Source organism: Paenibacillus turpanensis (assembly GCF_011421635.1).
GTDB lineage: Bacteria > Bacillota > Bacilli > Paenibacillales > YIM-B00363 > Paenibacillus_AK > Paenibacillus_AK turpanensis.
Window position 1 is genome coordinate 17,820 of the sequence record NZ_WTLI01000018.1, and the last position, 15,423, is coordinate 33,242.

Genomic DNA, 15,423 nt, shown 5'->3' on the forward strand with positions numbered 1-15,423 from the left:
TTGCGTAAGGATGCAGCGCAGCAGCCGATCGTAGCGGTGCCGCAGGACCTCCTGTTTCAACAAGTTTTTTCGTTAAAACGATGATGAAAAGAGCATGAGCACGCTTAGTGTATTTACTGTAACGCAATCTCGAGCTAAGTAATGTGATTATTTTCACAAGTAAATGAGTTTGTGTTATATTGTTGTCGGAAGGCATGGAAAATTGATGTTTTTCGAAATCGTTTAGTATACTGGAACGAGAAGAAGGCGGAATGGAGGACTGTTCATGATCCAAGTATATCCCGCATCGACGCGCCGATCGGTCGATCTCGGTTGGCTGCGCAGCAGCATGAGCTTTTCGTTTGGGGAGTACTATGACCCGGAAAATGATCGTTTTGGACCGATGCGCGTGTGCAATGACGATGTGGTTGATCCGGGGCGCGGCTTCGGTCCGCATCCGCACAGCGACATGGAAATCGTTTCTATTGTGCTGCGGGGGCAGCTCCGCCATGAGGACAGCGGAGGAAACGTCGCCGTAACCACGTTTGGTGAAATTCAAAGAATGTCCGCGGGAAGCGGAATCATTCATACGGAAGTGAATCCTTCCGAGACGGAACCGGTGGAGCTTTTGCAGCTTTGGTTTATGCCGGAGAAGCGCGGTTTGCCTCCGAGCTACGAGGTGAGCCGTTACGATCCGGAGGCGTTATCGAATACGCTTGTCCCGGTTGTGAGCGGAAAGGGAGTACCGGGTGCGGCCAAGGTGCATCAAGACATGACCCTTTATTTGTCCAAGCTGGAAAAAGGAAAAAGTCTTACGGTGGAGATTGGCACAGAGCGTCGGGCGTTTCTCATGACCATTGAAGGGGAAATGGCTTTGAATGGGGAAACGCTGGCGCGGCGCGATACGGCGAGGGTGACCGGGGAGAAGCAGCTGCAGCTTGCTGCGCTGGAAAACAGCTTCATTATGGTGATTGACCTGCCGTAAAATCGAGCGGAGAAAAGGAGTGGTCCGGATGGGGCGGCAGCGCCTGCTGATCAAGCATGCGGTTGGAGGGCGAACGTTTGTAGATTCGGTGCGGGACGGCGTAACGTTTACGCTGGAGCAGAAGGATGGCGGCTGGCTGATTACGGTTAGGGCCGAGGAGCTCCCGCAGCTTAGCGAGATGGTACGGCTGCAAACGGAGCTGAACGTGTTTATTTTTGATGAGGAAGCTGGAAAAGCGGTTCGCAAAACCTGGTATTATGTCCGGGAAGAAGGCGTGTCGGTAAACGGCGGTGACGGTGTGCTTCAGCTTTTCGCGGACTCGCGTATCGAGTATGACCCGGATGGGATGATGGGCTGATGGGAAAGCGAACGATCAAGACAACCCTCGCCGTCTTTGTGACGGCGGGGATTTGCACTTGGTTGAATTGGCCCGTCATCTTCGCTGTTATTGCCGCGATGGTTACGATCGAGCCGACGGTAGCGATGTCTGTACGCAAGGCGCGGACGCGGATTCCGGCCGCGGCGATCGGTGCAGCGTTCGCTATGAGCTTGGAGTTTTGGCTCGGACAGGCGCCGCTGACGTATGCGCTGTCGGCTTTGGCGACGATTATCGTGTGCAGCCGTTTTCACTGGAATGATGCGATCCTGGTTGCGACATTAACCGCAGTAAATATGATTGCGGTAACGCAGGATCATTTTTTGGCGTCGTTTGTGACGCGTCTCGGCACAACGGTGGTGGGCATCGGCGTATCGACGGTGATCAATTATGCGATCCTGCCGCCGGATTTCACCGGGGCCGCCCGGCAGAAGCTCGCGGAGGCGGCTTCCGGCATCGATGCTTGGCTCCGCTGGGCTGCGGTGCTGCCGCAATGCCGCAGGCGCGATGCGGAGCATCTGATGAGCGGAGCGGAGCCGATGCTGCGCAGCCTGCTGGAGGGCATTAAGCTGACGGAGTATCAGCGGGAGGAGTGCTTGTTCCACCGGAAGCGCCGCGGCAAGCTGAAGACGGCGCTGCGGCTCCAGCGCATGCTGCGGTTTTACTCGCTGACGCTGCATCGCCTTTCGGCCGTGCTGTCCTTGCGGCTGGATTGGGAGTCGCCGTACCACCGGGCGGTGCTCGATGATGCGATGAAGGCCTTGGCTGCCTTTGTGGAAGGCGGGGGGGCTTCGGCTTCGCACAGGCAGGAGAAACGACGGCGGGTCGTCATGGAATTGGCCCGCTTGGAGGCGCTGCCGCTGCGGCAGGAGGCGTTGGATTGAAGGGGAACGAAGTTGTGGGCGCAGCATGGCCTGGCTTCAATCCATGTGCTCGCAGCGCAACGTAAAAAAACGGTTGAAGGCTTCTCGTATAGGACGAGCTGCCTTCAACCGTTTTTAAATATGGAACGAGAATACGTTTAGGTTGATGCGTTCAAACCGTGCTTCCAAACTATGCGTTTGATTCGTTGTTCTCTACGGTCTGCCGCTCCGTATTTTTTGCCGAACGCCTTGGGATGAGCATCCATACCCCTGCACCGATCAACAGCACAGCGATAAACGCCGGGCGGATAAACCGATAAATCCAATAATCGAGATTGAAGTCCGGGAAAAATCGATGCACGAGACTCATCATGGCGCCGTCCAGCATCATGTATACGCCGGATATGAGCAGTGCCCAGCCGGCCCATTTGCGCCAGTGGATCGGCATCGCCGCATCCTCCTGCTCCGCCTGCGTCGTACCGCGCTGATTCAGCATGTCAAAAAAGCTGTAAAACCAAATGAGCGGCGCGGCGTAGCCGAGAATAGTAACGCGTACGGTATCGGAAAGGTAAAGCGCTGCGAAAAATAACGACATCAGCTCGATTCCGCGGCGTTGTCTGCCTATAAAGAGGTGCCCTGCGCCGGGAAGGAAAGATAGAATTATTGGGAGGAAGCCGACCAATCCGGTACCGCTGTTGCGATCCTTCAGCAGCAAATGAATCGGTGTATCTTCCATCGGCAGACCCTGCTGCTTTTCGTTCAGGCGCTGCATTGCATCCCAAATGCCTAAAATCCAAATGAACGGCAGTGCCAGGAAATAAATCAGAAACGATTCATTGTTCGTGACCGAGGTTAAAAAGATCGTCATCGCCGCCGTGCCGAAAAAGCTGAAAAACCACAGCAGGCCTCTCTGCTGAAGGCCAAGCTGGAAATGGCCGACCCCGGGGATGAACGATAGGAATAGAGTTGTGGCCTTCTCTTTTTCTACAGACGATTTGCTGTAGCTGTAAGGCGGCGGCGGGTACGCGCCTGCTTGCTGTCCGGCGTAATAATTGCCGGCTGCCGGGATAGACTGCTCTGGCGGAGTTCCGGCTGCATTGCTGCCGATCCCGCCGGCTGCTCCGCTGCTTGTGCTGGCCGCGGAAGCTGCCGCTCCTCCTGCATAGCTTGCACCGGCTGCGAACGAGCCGCTGCCGTGGTGCCCGATAGGGCCTGGAGCTCCCGGAGCGGGATATCCCCCGTAGGAAGCAGAGGGGGAGCGGAACAGCAGCGTAAAGATCATGTCGATCATGTTAATAAAGCCAACGACCAGCCAGAAAAAGGCCGTCGCCACGATATGTTCTTCTTCTAAATCATGCGTGACGCCTAAAATAAAGAGCAGCGGAAGCGGAAGCAGAATCAATCCCCCATAAATGATCCCTCTCACATATTTTCCTAAGTAAAGATGACCCAGTCCCGGAATTAAAGCTAGTGCCAACGCGGCGGCCGGGTGCTTATGTTGTTGCGTTTCCATGAGAAGATATTCCCCCTGATTGTTTTTTGAGCTCTAGGCAATACAGTGCTGCTGTTCGAAGCACCCGTTTGCTGCGCACTTCGTCGCAGTTACTATCGCAATTCCCTATAAAAGCTTGGTCTTGAAACAACTGAAGCAGTGTCTCCTGAGCAGCGGCGGCGGCCGCATTTTCATCCCCGAGCAAAAATAAGCAGTACGAGTAGCATTCCCTTTCGTACCGGTAAAGCACCGATATCTTTTCCGAAAAGGAGGACTCGGAAGGCTTGGGTTCTTTGGTTTTCTGCAGCGTCCTCGCATGAACGGAGTGCTTCGGCTGTTGTGCTTGAGATGCCTGTGGTCCCAGTGTGGTCTGACATGCAGCAGCAGCTTGCGAGGAGTGCGCTGCTTGCACAGACTGCGTGTTATACCGCATCACGGACTCCTTCATTGAGATATCGTTTATGAAGTCATTATATAGAACGCTTTTTAAGACGGGCTTAATGAATTCATAAGTTTTCTTAAGAATTTGGAAAATGGAGTAAATTGGGGTGCGGGGAAGCGAAGGATGAACTGTCTTTTTCGCGATAAAGAGGTAGATATTTGGGCACAAGTTGGATCATCTTAAAGGGAGGGGGGCCATTTTATGCTAAACGTTTGCAAGCTCAACGGGTTTTATGATCGTCGAATTTTTCGAATCCGGGCATATGAAGGTAGAAGCGCATATTTGATTGATGATGTAGCTGACGAGGAAATTAACGAAGGAATCGCAGGAAAATGCATTCTATTGCACGAGCCCTCTACAAATCGTTATGAAACGTATCATTTCCGGGAATCGGCTCATGGATTAGACCGATGGTTTCGCCGTAATGAGTCTATTATTTTTTATATCCGGTTTACAGAGGGCCAGCGTTTTTTGCACATACATAAGGTGGACTGCGGGCGCTGGACTCCAAGGGCTCAGCCTGCCGATGAATCAATCCAGACGAAGCGGATGACCAAAGCCGGAAATGAATTTGAATCAGCGCTAGAGGCGGAACCGGAGCTGGTTATTTTTTTGCCGGAGTATATTGGGCACGAACCTATTCTGCGGTACGAGCTTCGCCAAATCGACGAAAGATATTGTCTGTTTGGGGTCGCCACCGACCGCAATTACCAAATAAACAAGCTGCTGCTGATCGATTTTGCGGCACGGACGGTTTGCGAGGGTAATCCAGAACTTCCAGGGCAGGATTCGCTTTTCAGGGCTGAACATATTTTTAAAATGGACCACCGCGATAGACAGTGGATTGGGATCAAAACAACCTCCATCCATTGGCGAGAAAAATACGAGCTTTGGAACGATCCGGCGAAACGGGAAACGTACAAGGATGATTTGGTGGAGCAGCTATTGCTGTGCGAGCTGGAAGCCTACATATCAAGTGTGAAAAAGGGCGAGCCGTTCCCCATGGTAGCTGGACGCGTTGTAGAACGCTGTCCCCTGCATCAACATTTGCTCTGGTGGCAGGCTGATGAGAGGGGGTTGAATTATTGCTTGCACGATTTTGAACAGCATGAAACCATTTTGGTTACTTATGGCGTAGACCATGGATCAGAGGGCAGAACGGGCTTCGGTAAAAAGGAGCGGGTTGTTGTGGCCGGATCTCTTTTGGAGGAGGCGAGCTATCGCAACGGATCTGTATATGCTGTTGAAGCTTTGGAGCAGGGCGGCAGCGTCTTCCGAAATGTGACTTCAGGTAGGGTAATATTTGAAGCGTCCCCGCATGAGGGGCTTTTGTTTGCCGATGAGGATATGGCGATTACTTACGTATGGCTGCAGGATTCGAATCAGCAAATGATCTATTATTATGATTTGGCGGAAGGCGGGCGAGAGGGGCAGCTGCTGGGTATCGGTTTTGCCCAGTTTGATGATAGGGCAAAGGTGCTGACTATTTTTAGTTAGTCAGCGGCCCAGTTTGGGCGCCGCCCCGCCGGTGTCGTCTCCGGGCAACTCCTTGTTCGCTTCAACGATTGTACTTCGATTTACGCCGGGTTGTTCTGCAAACTTCCGTTCCGATTTACAGGGCTCTGCCAGAACGGCATCACGGGCAGTTTACTATTGATCTAATGCATGCACGACAAGACGATCCAATCCAGCTGAGTAAGCGGCCTTCACACCGTCGATATAAACGGCCAAGCCTGCGTCCTTGTTGTACTGTCGGCCGAGCTTATCATACATGATAGTAATGTTCTTACCACGATAGTACAGACGGTCCAAACAAAAATACTCCCATGTTCCTTCAGGAATAAGTGGGTTAACCTCAAAGCTGCCATCAGACCTCGTGCGGAATCCGATGAGACCGGTAATGATTAGATCGTTGAATGTGGAATGGTTGTAATCCTTTCCTCGTTCGCGGCCTCCCTTTCTTTCAGGCCAATTCCACTCCTCAAGTATCCGTCTGGACAGCCACTCGCCTGTATAAGGATCAATGTTTTCGTCTAACCAGGATACTCGCTTGCCATCAGCTCTTGTGCGGTAATGACAATGCGCGTAAGTGCTTAATAGGTTCCAGTAATCTTCTTTATTGACGACTTGTTGTTCGTAATCGTTTAATACGTTGGCCATCGCTGTTAACGTCTGGGAAGTTGCGAATGGCCATGATGGTCCATTCCACAAGCATTCGTGCTCATAGGAGAACATGAATCGGGTATGGCGCTGCTCCGCAGTTGTTGGCCCGAATGGAGCGTAGAAACCGGCAGGATCCATTAGCTGTGCCCATGCTTGTTCATAACCGACGTCGGGAAGGTGGAACGCCCAAGGGATATATCCAAGCTGCTCGCGTACGTTATGAGCGGGATCCATCTCTTGAAATTCCCATTGTTCTACAGTTTCTCTGGCGGACTTCAATGGGATGACCTTGAAAAACTGCGCTTGGTCGTCCCACAAATGTTCTTGGACAAGTTGTTTTAACCGATTCGCTTTTTCCTTAAACATTCTCTCCGTTTCAAAGTCCCCAGCCAGGCGTGCGATATTGGCAATCGCTATAGCATCGGCGTACATATAGGCATTCAGGGTTGGTCTAAGCCCTGAGCCGCTGATAGAAATTTCCATTGCGTCGCGGTCGTCAATGGACCAGAATAACCCGCTTGGGTTCAGATGTGTTTTTTCCCATTCTGTGTAGTTGGTGACCATATCCGGCAGTAAATCAATGGCAAGCTGGAAATCGCCGTCTACTTTGCAATAATTCCACACGGCATCTGCTATCCAACAGCTATAGGAGCGGAGACTTCCGTTTCTTTTGAACCAAAACAGGATATAGTCCTTGAGAAAATCCTGACGGTTTCGCAGCCAGCGTCCTTCACTTAAATGATGCCCGACAGCACAGTTGATCGTGTTATGCTTGCCCGCCCAAGGAACAGACGGATGAAACTCCGTGATCACGAATCCGTCTGGCGTCTGCTTAACGTGTTTACGGTAAACCCACCACCGAAAGTAGTAAGTCTCCTCCAGACGGCTGTCAGGACAATGGAATAAAGGAATCTGATCGCGCATCCATTCCCAAGCTGACGCATTATCAACATGCTGGATTACAGATTCTTCGTCATGCATATTAAAAGTTTCGAAGTGCTTTCTAAAATCGTCTGGGATTAACAACATGTTACGATCAACCTTTCTGATTATTTTGTAAGCCGCTAAAATACCAAAAACTTATACTTTTGTCGCTTGTCCCGTTTGATTTGAACAGGGGGATAAAGTCCTGGGATTCATCTCAATCGCTATCTTTTCATTCTGTTTTGATCATTTCATATCGATACTATCATGCTAAAATGTTTATTTACATGATCGAATCAGTTATGCTTTTGATCATATCCGACTTGAAAGAGGGGTGTGGTGACCATGGAGGTATATCCTGTGCTGTGTTTTACATCCAACCCGTTTCCAGCTTTTATTTCTTCGGGAAAGGTAGTTTATAAGAAGGGAGATAAGCATCCGGAGCGGATTTTTTCGACATTTGTGGCCATGTTTATCGAAGAAGGGACACTGTATTTCACAGAAGGCGGTATGGCACATACGCTCACAGCAGGGCAGTGGTTCATCCAGACACCGGGCATTCGGCATTATGGACATCAGGGGTGTGAAATGAGCACAGTCTTCCACTTTATCCACTTCATGCCGTTAGGGGAATGGCACATCGAATCCGACCACTTGACGCGGAAACAGACTGCTTATCCAGTAAATCTAATTGATAGCGGAGAAGGAGTTCGTGTTCCTAAGTTAGAAAACGAGCTGCCGATGCGGGGAGTCTATCCGCTTTCGAACTGGAGAGAGCTGTTCGAACGTCTTGAGCAAGAGCAGGAAGCAGGCAGATGGGCCATTGGTAAGCAAGCTTGCTTCTTGGAACTTCTTGAACGAATGGTATGGTTAGATACCGGGAGGGACACAGCGAATGTCATGGTCCGAAAAGTGATTGCCTATATTCAGATGCATTACGCGGAATCGCTGACCGTTTCAGGGATTGCTTCACATTTTCATTTCTCACCCGATTATTTAACTAGGCAGATGAAGCAGGTAACAGGTATGACACCATCGATGTTTCTTATCCAATATAGAATGGACAAAGCCAAGCATCTGCTTGTGCACACAAACTATTCCATTCAGCAAATTGGCCGTGAAACGGGATATCCTGATATTGCCGTGTTCAGCAGGATGTTTAAAAGGCATGCTGGTCTTTCTCCAGCGCAGTATCGAAAAGACCAATGGGGCACTTTATCCGTTGGACCCAAATCTCCCCGCTGATCCGAAGCATACTGTTTTTCCTTGAATAGAGATATTGCTTGGGTGTGCGTAATTAGCTTGTGCGTGGGGGAGAGGGGAAGTCTGCTGGCCCCGCGCCCGTACCCGCGCCCCGCGCCAAGCGCGGGCCAACCCGCCTGCCTGCGGCAGCGGCGGGTCAAGCCCCACCGCCTGCCCAGGGCAGGCGAATCGAAAAACATGTGCGCGACCAGTCGCTCTCGGCGGAGACCACGCCGCCATGCAGCTCCACGATATTCTTCGTGATCGCGAGCCCCAGCCCGGAGCCGCCGGAGTCGTCTCCGCGCGATTTATCGACCCGGTAGAACCGGTCGAAAATATACGGCAAATCCGCCGAAGGAATCGGCTCCCCGTAGTTCGTCACATCGACGACGACTGCGGTGCCGTCGCGATATGCCGAGATCTCCATCCGCTTCCCGTCCCGGCCATACGTGATCGCGTTCGAAAACAAATTTTCGAACACGCGAACCAGCTTGTTCGGGTCGCCGTTCACCATCAAGTTGCCCTCTTTTTGCTGGAAGGAAGCTTCAATCCCCGCCTCCTGCAGCTGCAGCCGGGACTGGACGAGCAGCTGGTTCAGCAGCTCTCCCAGATCCAGCGGGCAAAACTTCACGGGCAGCTTGGCATGCCGCATTCGTGTATACTCAAATAAATCGTTAATGAGCACGTGAAGCCGCTTGGATTTCTCGTAGGCAATGCTTACATAATGGCGCAGCTCCACCTCGTCGCGGTACCGGTCGCCATCAGCGAGCCCGAGATAGCCGAGAATCGACGTCAGCGGCGTACGCAGATCGTGGGACACGTTGGTGATCAGCTCATTTTTCGTCTGCTCCGCGTTCCGCTCCTCATCAAGGGATGTTTTCAGCCGCATGACCAAATAATTGATATACTCCGCCAAATCCCCCAGCTCATTTCGCTGCTTTATAGGCAGCTTTTCCTCAAAGTTGCCGTCGGCAATCCGGCGAATCGCGCCGAGCATACTGGCCAAATACCAATACCTTCGAATATTAAAAAGCACCATGTAGAGAATGAAGAAAAACAGCGCCAGCATCACAATCAGAACCTCATCGGGCACAAGTCTCGTAACCAGGTTTAAGATCTCCCGTATGACGGGGATTTCTTTGCCGACAATAGCGAGTAAAAACCCGGTTGCCAAAACGCTGACCAGCGTTAACAAGGAGCTTACGATCAGCTGTCCAATGAGACGAAACGTCATTCGCTGCACAATATTAGCCATCGATTTTATACCCCACGCCCCAAACCGTGGCAATCAGCTTGTCCCCGATTTCATGCTCAAGCTTGTCTCGCAGGTTGCTGATGTGCACCATCACGGTATTATTGGAATCAAAATATTTTTCCCGCCATACCTGTTGAAAAATTTCCTCCGCTTTAAACACTCTACCCCGATGCGAGGCGAGCAGCAGCAATATCCCAAACTCCGTCGACGTCAAATGCAGCGGCTTGCCGTCCGCTTCGGCCGTGTGAGTCGTTTTGTCGATCGTCAGTGCGCCGATGCGGATTTTATCCCCGCCGTCGCGTGAAGCCGTTTCGGTTTGCAGCTGGTAGGTACGCCGCAGCAGCGCCTTTACGCGGGCGATCAGCTCCAACGGATTAAACGGCTTAATCATATAGTCGTCCGCTCCGGTCATGAGGCCAAGAATTTTGTCCATATCCTCCGCCTTCGCGCTGAGCATTAGAATCGGCATTGGGTTATCCTCGCGGATTTTACGGCACAGCTCCAGTCCGTCCATGCCCGGCATCATCACATCGAGAATCGCTAAGTGGAAATCGTCCTCCCCCAGCTTCGCTAGAGCCTCTTTTCCATTGTGGGCTTTCCCGGTGTCATAACCTTCGTTGCGCAAGTAAATTTCGATTAATCCGGCAATCTCTTTATCATCATCCACGATTAAAATGCGGCGGTTCACAAAAGGCAGCTCCTTCAATAAAAGATCTCGTTCATTGCTACTATACCTTAACTTATCCGATTTGTGGGAGAGACAGGCATCGATTTAAGGAAGCTTATGAATTCTTAAGGTTTCTTAACGATGGCTAAAGAATGTCTTGAAAAAGGCCCTCCCAGCGAATGTTGTCATGTTAGGTTTATCCGTAGTTCGTGTGGAGTTGTGAAAAACCCGAATAATCGATTGACATAAACGAGATAATGTGAGATATTCTCACATAGTGGTGGTATAAAAACTTAACATTAATACATATAAATGAATCTATATTTCGAGATGAGGGGACCAAATGAAGAAAATAGAGGCTATTTTAAGACCGCAGAAGCTTCACGACACGATCAAATCACTTCATGTCATCGGGGTCACCGCCTTTACCGTTAGCCAAGTCGTGGGGCGCGGGCAGCAGAAGGACCAAACAGGCACCTACCGGGGCCATAACTATACGGTAAACCTTCATCCGAAGGTGAAAATGGAAATCGTCGTCTCCGACCATATGGTCGAGCGCACCGTACAAGCGATCATTGCCGCGGCGCAAACGGGCGAAGCGGGAGACGGCAAGATTTTCGTCACGACGATCGAGCAGGCTTACAACATTCGGACGGGTGTTGCCGACGAGACGATTGACGAGCTGCATCAGAGAAGGGAGGCGAACTAGCGATGGAAGCGATTCATGTAAATACGATATGGGTTGTAATGGCAGCCGCTATGGTGCTTTTCATGGAGGGAGGGTTCAGCCTTCTTGAGGCGGGGTTGGTTCGCACGAAAAACGCCGTCAACGTGACCATGAAAATTTTCGTCGACCTTACGGTGGGCGCACTCGCCTTCTGGGCGATTGGCTTCGGCCTGATGTTCGGAGACGGGGCGACGGGCTGGTTCGGAACCTCGCTTTTCGGCGCTCCGCAAAATATTCAGCTTTCCATTGATCTTCCTCCGGCCGCTTATGTGCTTTTTCAAATCGGCTTTGCGATTGCCTGTGTATCGATTATTTCCGGCGCGGTTGCGGAACGGATGAACTTTAAGGCGTACGTCATTACGGCGGCGCTGGTGACAATGCTGCTGTACCCGATTTCCGGGCATTGGATTTGGAATGCCGAGGGCTGGCTGGCGCAAATGGGCATGAAGGATTTCGCCGGCTCGGCGGTCATCCACGCGCTGGGCGGTTCGGCTGCGCTGGGGCTGGCTTGGAAGCTTGGACCGCGCCGCGGCCGTTACGCGGACGGCAGCGTGAACGTATTTGCGCCATCCAACATCCCGCTTGCATCGTGCGGCGTGTTCGTGCTTTGGTTCGGCTGGTTCGGTTTTAACGCAGGCAGCACCTTGAATGCGGCGGACGCGATGCTGTCCGACATTGCCCTGAACACAATGCTGGGTGCAGCGGCCGGCGGCATGTCCTCGATGCTGTACACGATGTTCCGCTACGGCAAAACGGACCCGAGCATGACGATGAACGGAGCGCTTTCCGGCCTTGTCGCTGTTACGGCAGGCTGTGCATTCATTACCCAGTGGAGTGCAATCGTGATCGGCCTGGTAGCCGGACTCATTGTAATCGCGGCGACATTATTGATCGACCGGATTCAGGTAGACGACCCGGTCGGCGCAGTAGCGGTTCACGGCTTTAACGGAATCTTCGGCACGATTGCTGTTGGCTTATTTGATAAAGAAGCGGGGCTGTTTACGGCGGGCCAATCAGGGCTTCTTCTCGTTCAGCTGATCGGGATCACGGCAATTTGTGTGTGGGGCTTTGTAGGCGGCCTGGCTATCGCGTATATTTGCAAAATTACGGTTGGTCTGCGTGCGTCCCAGTCCGATGAAGAGGAAGGGCTGGATATGGCGTACCACGGCATCCCGGCTTACAACGAATTGGACCGCTTCTCCGAAACCACGAAGGCGTTGTATGATTTTGAAATGTCAACGGGTGTGAGCATTAAGGAGACCGTGGCTTTTAAGGATCAGGTGAGTTAACGAACGGATCGGATAAGAAGGGCGGTGGCCGCGGAATGCGGCTGCTGTCCTTTTTGCATATAGGAATAAAATGGCGGCCGGCGCCGCATACTGAGACGGATGAATTCGAACTTTTGACGTCTCAGGAGGAACACGAGCTATGAATAATGAAACAAGCCTGCAAGCCCCAAATGTTGTTGCCCAGGCGCAAAATTCCGTTGATAAAGCGGAGCGCGCGGTAATGCAAGCGCAGACGCATCCGACAGAGGACGCGGTGGCGAACGCGAAGGACTCGATTGAAACGGCAGAGCACGCGCTGCGCAATGCTTATGAAGGACAAGAGCCGAATCAGGATCGTCCGATCGCAGAGGTTCAGGCTCAAATTGAAACGCTGCGCCGTCAAATTTCAGAGGTAGAAAGCCAGCTGCAAGGCTAGTAATCGGTTGTCGGGGGGCGTTGAGCCTCTTGCTCCAGGCTTCGGATACACCTTTTCCGCATGCATGCGGTCAAGCGGGGTTTGTACCGGGTCATGCAGCGGTATGAAAGGTATAGGAAACGCGGTCTCTTCAGGAGGCGGCGTTTTTTCTGTTATAAGGTTTTTTTTTTTAGGTGCGGAATAAGGGAAGCTTGTTGCGGAATTAGATGAACGAGTATACTTAGTAAAAAATACGCGTATCTCTGTCTGCAATAAGGAAAGGGCGGAGCTATGGAGGTGCTTTTTCATGAGTCAGCGCTATCGAATTACGAGAGAATATCAAGAGGGCGGAACGACTCCGCAAACGATAACGTTGGAGGAATGTAAGACGTATTTTGCCGCGAAGCCCGATTTTTCGTATACCTCGGTGTATACGGTAAAAGGCGCAACCACGATGTCGATTGAGGGAGATTTCTTCATGTGGAGCAGCGGCGATTCGCAGATTCCGTTCCGGCATTACGGCGGAGATCTGTATGTGTCCGGCACGAATCCGGCCGTAATCCCCAAAATGCTCGAGGTGGCCAGCGATCTGCGGGCGGATGTGGAGGAAGGGTAGGGTCGGGCGATGATTTGGATTGGATTAGCGGGATGGGGGGACCATCCGGAGCTGTATACGGACCGCGAAGCGGCCAAGCATAAGCTGGCGTCGTACGGGGCGCATTTTCCGGTGGTGGAGGTGGACACCTCTTTTTACGCGATCCAACCGGAGAGGAACTATGCCAAGTGGGCGGAAGAGACACCGGAGGGCTTCCGGTTTGTCGTGAAAGCCTACCAAGGCATGACGGGTCATGCCCGGGGCGGCACGCCCTATGCGGATGACGAGGAAATGTTCCGCGCTTTCCGGGAATCGATTCAGCCGCTGCAGCAGGCGGGCAAGCTGGAGATGGTGCTCTTCCAGTATCCGCCGTGGTTCGATTGCACTAAGGAGCATGTGGAACAGCTGCGGCGAGCGAAGGAGCGGATGGACGGAATCTCGTCGGCGCTGGAGTTCCGTAATCAGAGCTGGTTTACCGAGGAGCTGCGGGAGCGCACGTTAACGTTCATGCGCAAGGAGGGCTGGATTCACAGCGTCTGCGATGAACCGCAGGCAGGGGCAGGCTCGGTGCCGACCGTGCTGGCCGCCACGGACGAGAAGCGTACGCTGGTCCGGTTCCACGGACGCAACCGCGAAGGCTGGAACAGCAGCGGGGAAGCGAACTGGCGCGACGTCCGTTATCTGTACAATTACTCGGAAGTTGAGCTGATCGAGTGGAAGGAGCGGCTTGGGCAGCTGGAGCAGCAGAGCCGGGACATCTGCGTGATCTTCAACAACAATTCCGGCGGCCATGCTGCGGGAAATGCCAAGCAGCTGCAGAAGCTTCTCGGCCTCGAGTACGACGGGCTGCATCCCCGGCAGTTAGAGTGGTTTTGACGGAAGCGGAATGATGCGTTTGCTATTTCAATGGAAAGCAGTGTTGGACGAGAATTCAAAGTCCGGCACTGCTTTTTTGGTTGATTGGATTGATAGGGTCATTGTCCGCGAATAAATACAACTTCCCGCGTCATACGATTGGATGGAATATAAATAATAGGAAAGGAAGTGATTGGTTATGTGGTTTTCAGAAGATCGGCAGGCATGTTCGGTAGAGCAGATTGGATGGCCGCCCGTAAGTGACCCGTCCCCGCCTTTTTTTCCGAATCCTCCATCGTCTGTTTATGATTTGGATTTAGGCTGGGAGCACATTTGGATTCGAAGCAATCCGGTCGGGGACACGGCTTCTGCCGGGCCTGACCGCAAACTGTGGATCTTTATTACTTACCTTGATCCGGTTCGAGATCTCGTCTATGGATGCGTATTTGCCGGGCATACCTACAGGCTTGCGGCGATTCCGAGAAGCTGGATCACGATGCACGTACCGAATGTTGGAGAAACAGGCGCGGGACAGTTGGGGCAATTATCCCAGGGGCCGGCCGCTCTTCAACGAGCTTGGCTGCAAGCTCCGCAATTTCCTCCTCAGCAAGGCTTCCCCCAGTACCCGGGTTTCCCCGGAGAAAGGCGCTGCCAGGTCCAATTCATTGGATATCCGCCGACCTTTATCCCGTCGCTGCCGTTCATACCGAACCCGCCGTCCAATGTGCTTGAGCTTCGCTTGGGCTGGCTTTACCTGTGGTTACACCCTCGTCAATCGGGACAAGGCGGCCCAGAGGGATGGATCTATGTCACCTACTTAGACCCGCTGTTTGACGCGGTCATCGGATGTATATATGTCGGGGGCAGCTATTATCGCAGAGTGTGGATTCCAAGAAGAGCGATATATTCTTATATTCCGTTTGGATGAAAAAGCCCAGGACAGCAAAGTAAAAAGCTTCAAGGAAATTCCGGTGAGTTAGTCGCATATTGCTGTCAAAACGCGGTCTCTGCGGAGGCGGCGTTTTTTGCGTGGAGAGTAAGGACTCTTCGTTGAAGTGAAAATGTGAACGTTTGTTTAACGTGTGCATGATTCCCAGGAATAGGACAGGCTGCGGGTGATGTGCATCACATTTTGCCGGAAAACCCTGTGTTACAGTGGTCACGACAAAGATAAA

16 protein-coding genes are annotated in these 15,423 nt (G+C 52.3%); 11 read left to right on the forward strand and 5 right to left on the reverse strand.

Annotation, left to right across the window (positions count from 1 at the left end; translation table 11 throughout):
* Positions 1 to 265: 265 nt before the first annotated feature.
* From GQS10_RS16460 to GQS10_RS16470, 3 genes are read left to right on the forward strand one after another with little or no spacing between them, the layout of a single operon-like run.
* The gene (locus GQS10_RS16460; protein WP_166244155.1) at positions 266 to 964 is read left to right on the forward strand and encodes a pirin family protein; all 699 of its coding nucleotides are present in this window, start codon (positions 266 to 268) and stop codon (positions 962 to 964) included.
* 28 nt (positions 965 to 992) lie between these two features.
* Positions 993 to 1,322, forward strand: a complete 330-nt coding sequence (locus GQS10_RS16465) for a hypothetical protein (RefSeq protein WP_166244157.1) — start codon at positions 993 to 995, stop codon at positions 1,320 to 1,322.
* Positions 1,322 to 2,224, forward strand: coding sequence for an aromatic acid exporter family protein (locus GQS10_RS16470; RefSeq protein WP_166244159.1), 903 nt, complete (start codon positions 1,322 to 1,324; stop codon positions 2,222 to 2,224). The genes GQS10_RS16465 and GQS10_RS16470 overlap by 1 nt, the downstream gene beginning before the upstream one ends.
* 169 nt (positions 2,225 to 2,393) lie before the next feature.
* Here GQS10_RS16470 and GQS10_RS16475 read toward each other — a convergent pair whose 3' ends face one another.
* Together GQS10_RS16475 and GQS10_RS16480 are read right to left on the reverse strand one after the other, a co-directional pair.
* Entirely contained in the window at positions 2,394 to 3,716 is a 1,323-nt protein-coding gene (locus GQS10_RS16475; RefSeq protein ID WP_166244161.1) for a hypothetical protein, read from the reverse strand.
* Positions 3,697 to 4,128, reverse strand: a complete 432-nt coding sequence (locus GQS10_RS16480; RefSeq protein ID WP_166244163.1) for a hypothetical protein — start codon at positions 4,126 to 4,128, stop codon at positions 3,697 to 3,699. Before GQS10_RS16480 ends, GQS10_RS16475 begins: the two co-directional genes overlap by 20 nt.
* A gap of 210 nt (positions 4,129 to 4,338) precedes the next feature.
* Here GQS10_RS16480 and GQS10_RS16485 point away from each other — a divergent pair, with 210 nt between their 5' ends.
* Positions 4,339 to 5,634: a hypothetical protein gene (locus GQS10_RS16485; RefSeq protein ID WP_166244165.1), complete on the forward strand. Its 1,296-nt coding sequence runs from the start codon at positions 4,339 to 4,341 to the stop codon at positions 5,632 to 5,634.
* A gap of 153 nt (positions 5,635 to 5,787) precedes the next feature.
* On the opposite strand, the gene GQS10_RS16490 is transcribed toward GQS10_RS16485, so the two are convergent.
* Positions 5,788 to 7,329 carry an MGH1-like glycoside hydrolase domain-containing protein gene (locus GQS10_RS16490; RefSeq protein ID WP_166244166.1) on the reverse strand — a complete coding sequence of 514 codons (1,542 nt, stop codon included), beginning with the start codon at positions 7,327 to 7,329 and terminating at the stop codon, positions 5,788 to 5,790.
* Between the two features lie 240 nt (positions 7,330 to 7,569).
* Here GQS10_RS16490 and GQS10_RS16495 point away from each other — a divergent pair, with 240 nt between their 5' ends.
* Positions 7,570 to 8,469: an AraC family transcriptional regulator gene (locus tag GQS10_RS16495; protein WP_341805088.1), complete on the forward strand. Its 900-nt coding sequence runs from the start codon at positions 7,570 to 7,572 to the stop codon at positions 8,467 to 8,469.
* Between the two features lie 154 nt (positions 8,470 to 8,623).
* Here the strand turns inward: GQS10_RS16495 and GQS10_RS16500 are convergent, their stop codons facing one another.
* On the reverse strand, positions 8,624 to 9,721 hold the full coding sequence (locus GQS10_RS16500) for a sensor histidine kinase (RefSeq protein WP_166244170.1): 1,098 nt from the start codon (positions 9,719 to 9,721) through the stop codon (positions 8,624 to 8,626).
* Positions 9,714 to 10,409, reverse strand: coding sequence for a response regulator (locus tag GQS10_RS16505; protein ID WP_166244172.1), 696 nt, complete (start codon positions 10,407 to 10,409; stop codon positions 9,714 to 9,716). Before GQS10_RS16505 ends, GQS10_RS16500 begins: the two co-directional genes overlap by 8 nt.
* Positions 10,410 to 10,731: 322 nt before the next feature.
* Here GQS10_RS16505 and GQS10_RS16510 point away from each other — a divergent pair, with 322 nt between their 5' ends.
* The 6 genes from GQS10_RS16510 to GQS10_RS16535 all read left to right on the forward strand — a co-directional run bounded on the left by GQS10_RS16510 (position 10,732) and on the right by GQS10_RS16535 (position 15,176).
* Positions 10,732 to 11,097 carry a P-II family nitrogen regulator gene (locus GQS10_RS16510; protein ID WP_166244174.1) on the forward strand — a complete coding sequence of 122 codons (366 nt, stop codon included), beginning with the start codon at positions 10,732 to 10,734 and terminating at the stop codon, positions 11,095 to 11,097.
* A 2-nt stretch (positions 11,098 to 11,099) separates the two neighbouring features.
* Positions 11,100 to 12,404: an ammonium transporter gene (locus GQS10_RS16515; RefSeq protein ID WP_166244176.1), complete on the forward strand. Its 1,305-nt coding sequence runs from the start codon at positions 11,100 to 11,102 to the stop codon at positions 12,402 to 12,404.
* Between the two features lie 139 nt (positions 12,405 to 12,543).
* On the forward strand, positions 12,544 to 12,819 hold the full coding sequence (locus GQS10_RS16520) for a hypothetical protein (RefSeq protein ID WP_166244178.1): 276 nt from the start codon (positions 12,544 to 12,546) through the stop codon (positions 12,817 to 12,819).
* 286 nt (positions 12,820 to 13,105) lie between these two features.
* The gene (locus GQS10_RS16525; protein WP_166244180.1) at positions 13,106 to 13,414 is read left to right on the forward strand and encodes a hypothetical protein; all 309 of its coding nucleotides are present in this window, start codon (positions 13,106 to 13,108) and stop codon (positions 13,412 to 13,414) included.
* A 9-nt stretch (positions 13,415 to 13,423) separates the two neighbouring features.
* Positions 13,424 to 14,269: a DUF72 domain-containing protein gene (locus GQS10_RS16530; protein WP_166244182.1), complete on the forward strand. Its 846-nt coding sequence runs from the start codon at positions 13,424 to 13,426 to the stop codon at positions 14,267 to 14,269.
* A gap of 178 nt (positions 14,270 to 14,447) precedes the next feature.
* Complete coding sequence (locus GQS10_RS16535; protein WP_166244184.1) at positions 14,448 to 15,176, forward strand: hypothetical protein; 729 nt, start codon at positions 14,448 to 14,450, stop codon at positions 15,174 to 15,176.
* Positions 15,177 to 15,423: the final 247 nt, after the last annotated feature.

What these genes read in the sequence shown, in the direction of transcription:
- GQS10_RS16515 (WP_166244176.1), top strand. Translation starts at nt 11,100, where the DNA reads ATGGAAGCGATTCATGTAAATACGATATGGGTTGTAATGGCAGCCGCT.
- GQS10_RS16520 (WP_166244178.1), top strand. Translation starts at nt 12,544, where the DNA reads ATGAATAATGAAACAAGCCTGCAAGCCCCAAATGTTGTTGCCCAGGCG.
- GQS10_RS16495 (WP_341805088.1), top strand. Translation starts at nt 7,570, where the DNA reads ATGGAGGTATATCCTGTGCTGTGTTTTACATCCAACCCGTTTCCAGCT.
- GQS10_RS16525 (WP_166244180.1), top strand. Translation starts at nt 13,106, where the DNA reads ATGAGTCAGCGCTATCGAATTACGAGAGAATATCAAGAGGGCGGAACG.
- GQS10_RS16530 (WP_166244182.1), top strand. Translation starts at nt 13,424, where the DNA reads ATGATTTGGATTGGATTAGCGGGATGGGGGGACCATCCGGAGCTGTAT.
- GQS10_RS16470 (WP_166244159.1), top strand. Translation starts at nt 1,322, where the DNA reads ATGGGAAAGCGAACGATCAAGACAACCCTCGCCGTCTTTGTGACGGCG.
- GQS10_RS16475 (WP_166244161.1), bottom strand. Translation starts at nt 3,716, where the DNA reads ATGGAAACGCAACAACATAAGCACCCGGCCGCCGCGTTGGCACTAGCT.
- GQS10_RS16460 (WP_166244155.1), top strand. Translation starts at nt 266, where the DNA reads ATGATCCAAGTATATCCCGCATCGACGCGCCGATCGGTCGATCTCGGT.
- GQS10_RS16480 (WP_166244163.1), bottom strand. Translation starts at nt 4,128, where the DNA reads ATGCGGTATAACACGCAGTCTGTGCAAGCAGCGCACTCCTCGCAAGCT.
- GQS10_RS16535 (WP_166244184.1), top strand. Translation starts at nt 14,448, where the DNA reads ATGTGGTTTTCAGAAGATCGGCAGGCATGTTCGGTAGAGCAGATTGGA.
- GQS10_RS16465 (WP_166244157.1), top strand. Translation starts at nt 993, where the DNA reads ATGGGGCGGCAGCGCCTGCTGATCAAGCATGCGGTTGGAGGGCGAACG.
- GQS10_RS16500 (WP_166244170.1), bottom strand. Translation starts at nt 9,721, where the DNA reads ATGGCTAATATTGTGCAGCGAATGACGTTTCGTCTCATTGGACAGCTG.
- GQS10_RS16485 (WP_166244165.1), top strand. Translation starts at nt 4,339, where the DNA reads ATGCTAAACGTTTGCAAGCTCAACGGGTTTTATGATCGTCGAATTTTT.
- GQS10_RS16490 (WP_166244166.1), bottom strand. Translation starts at nt 7,329, where the DNA reads ATGTTGTTAATCCCAGACGATTTTAGAAAGCACTTCGAAACTTTTAAT.
- GQS10_RS16510 (WP_166244174.1), top strand. Translation starts at nt 10,732, where the DNA reads ATGAAGAAAATAGAGGCTATTTTAAGACCGCAGAAGCTTCACGACACG.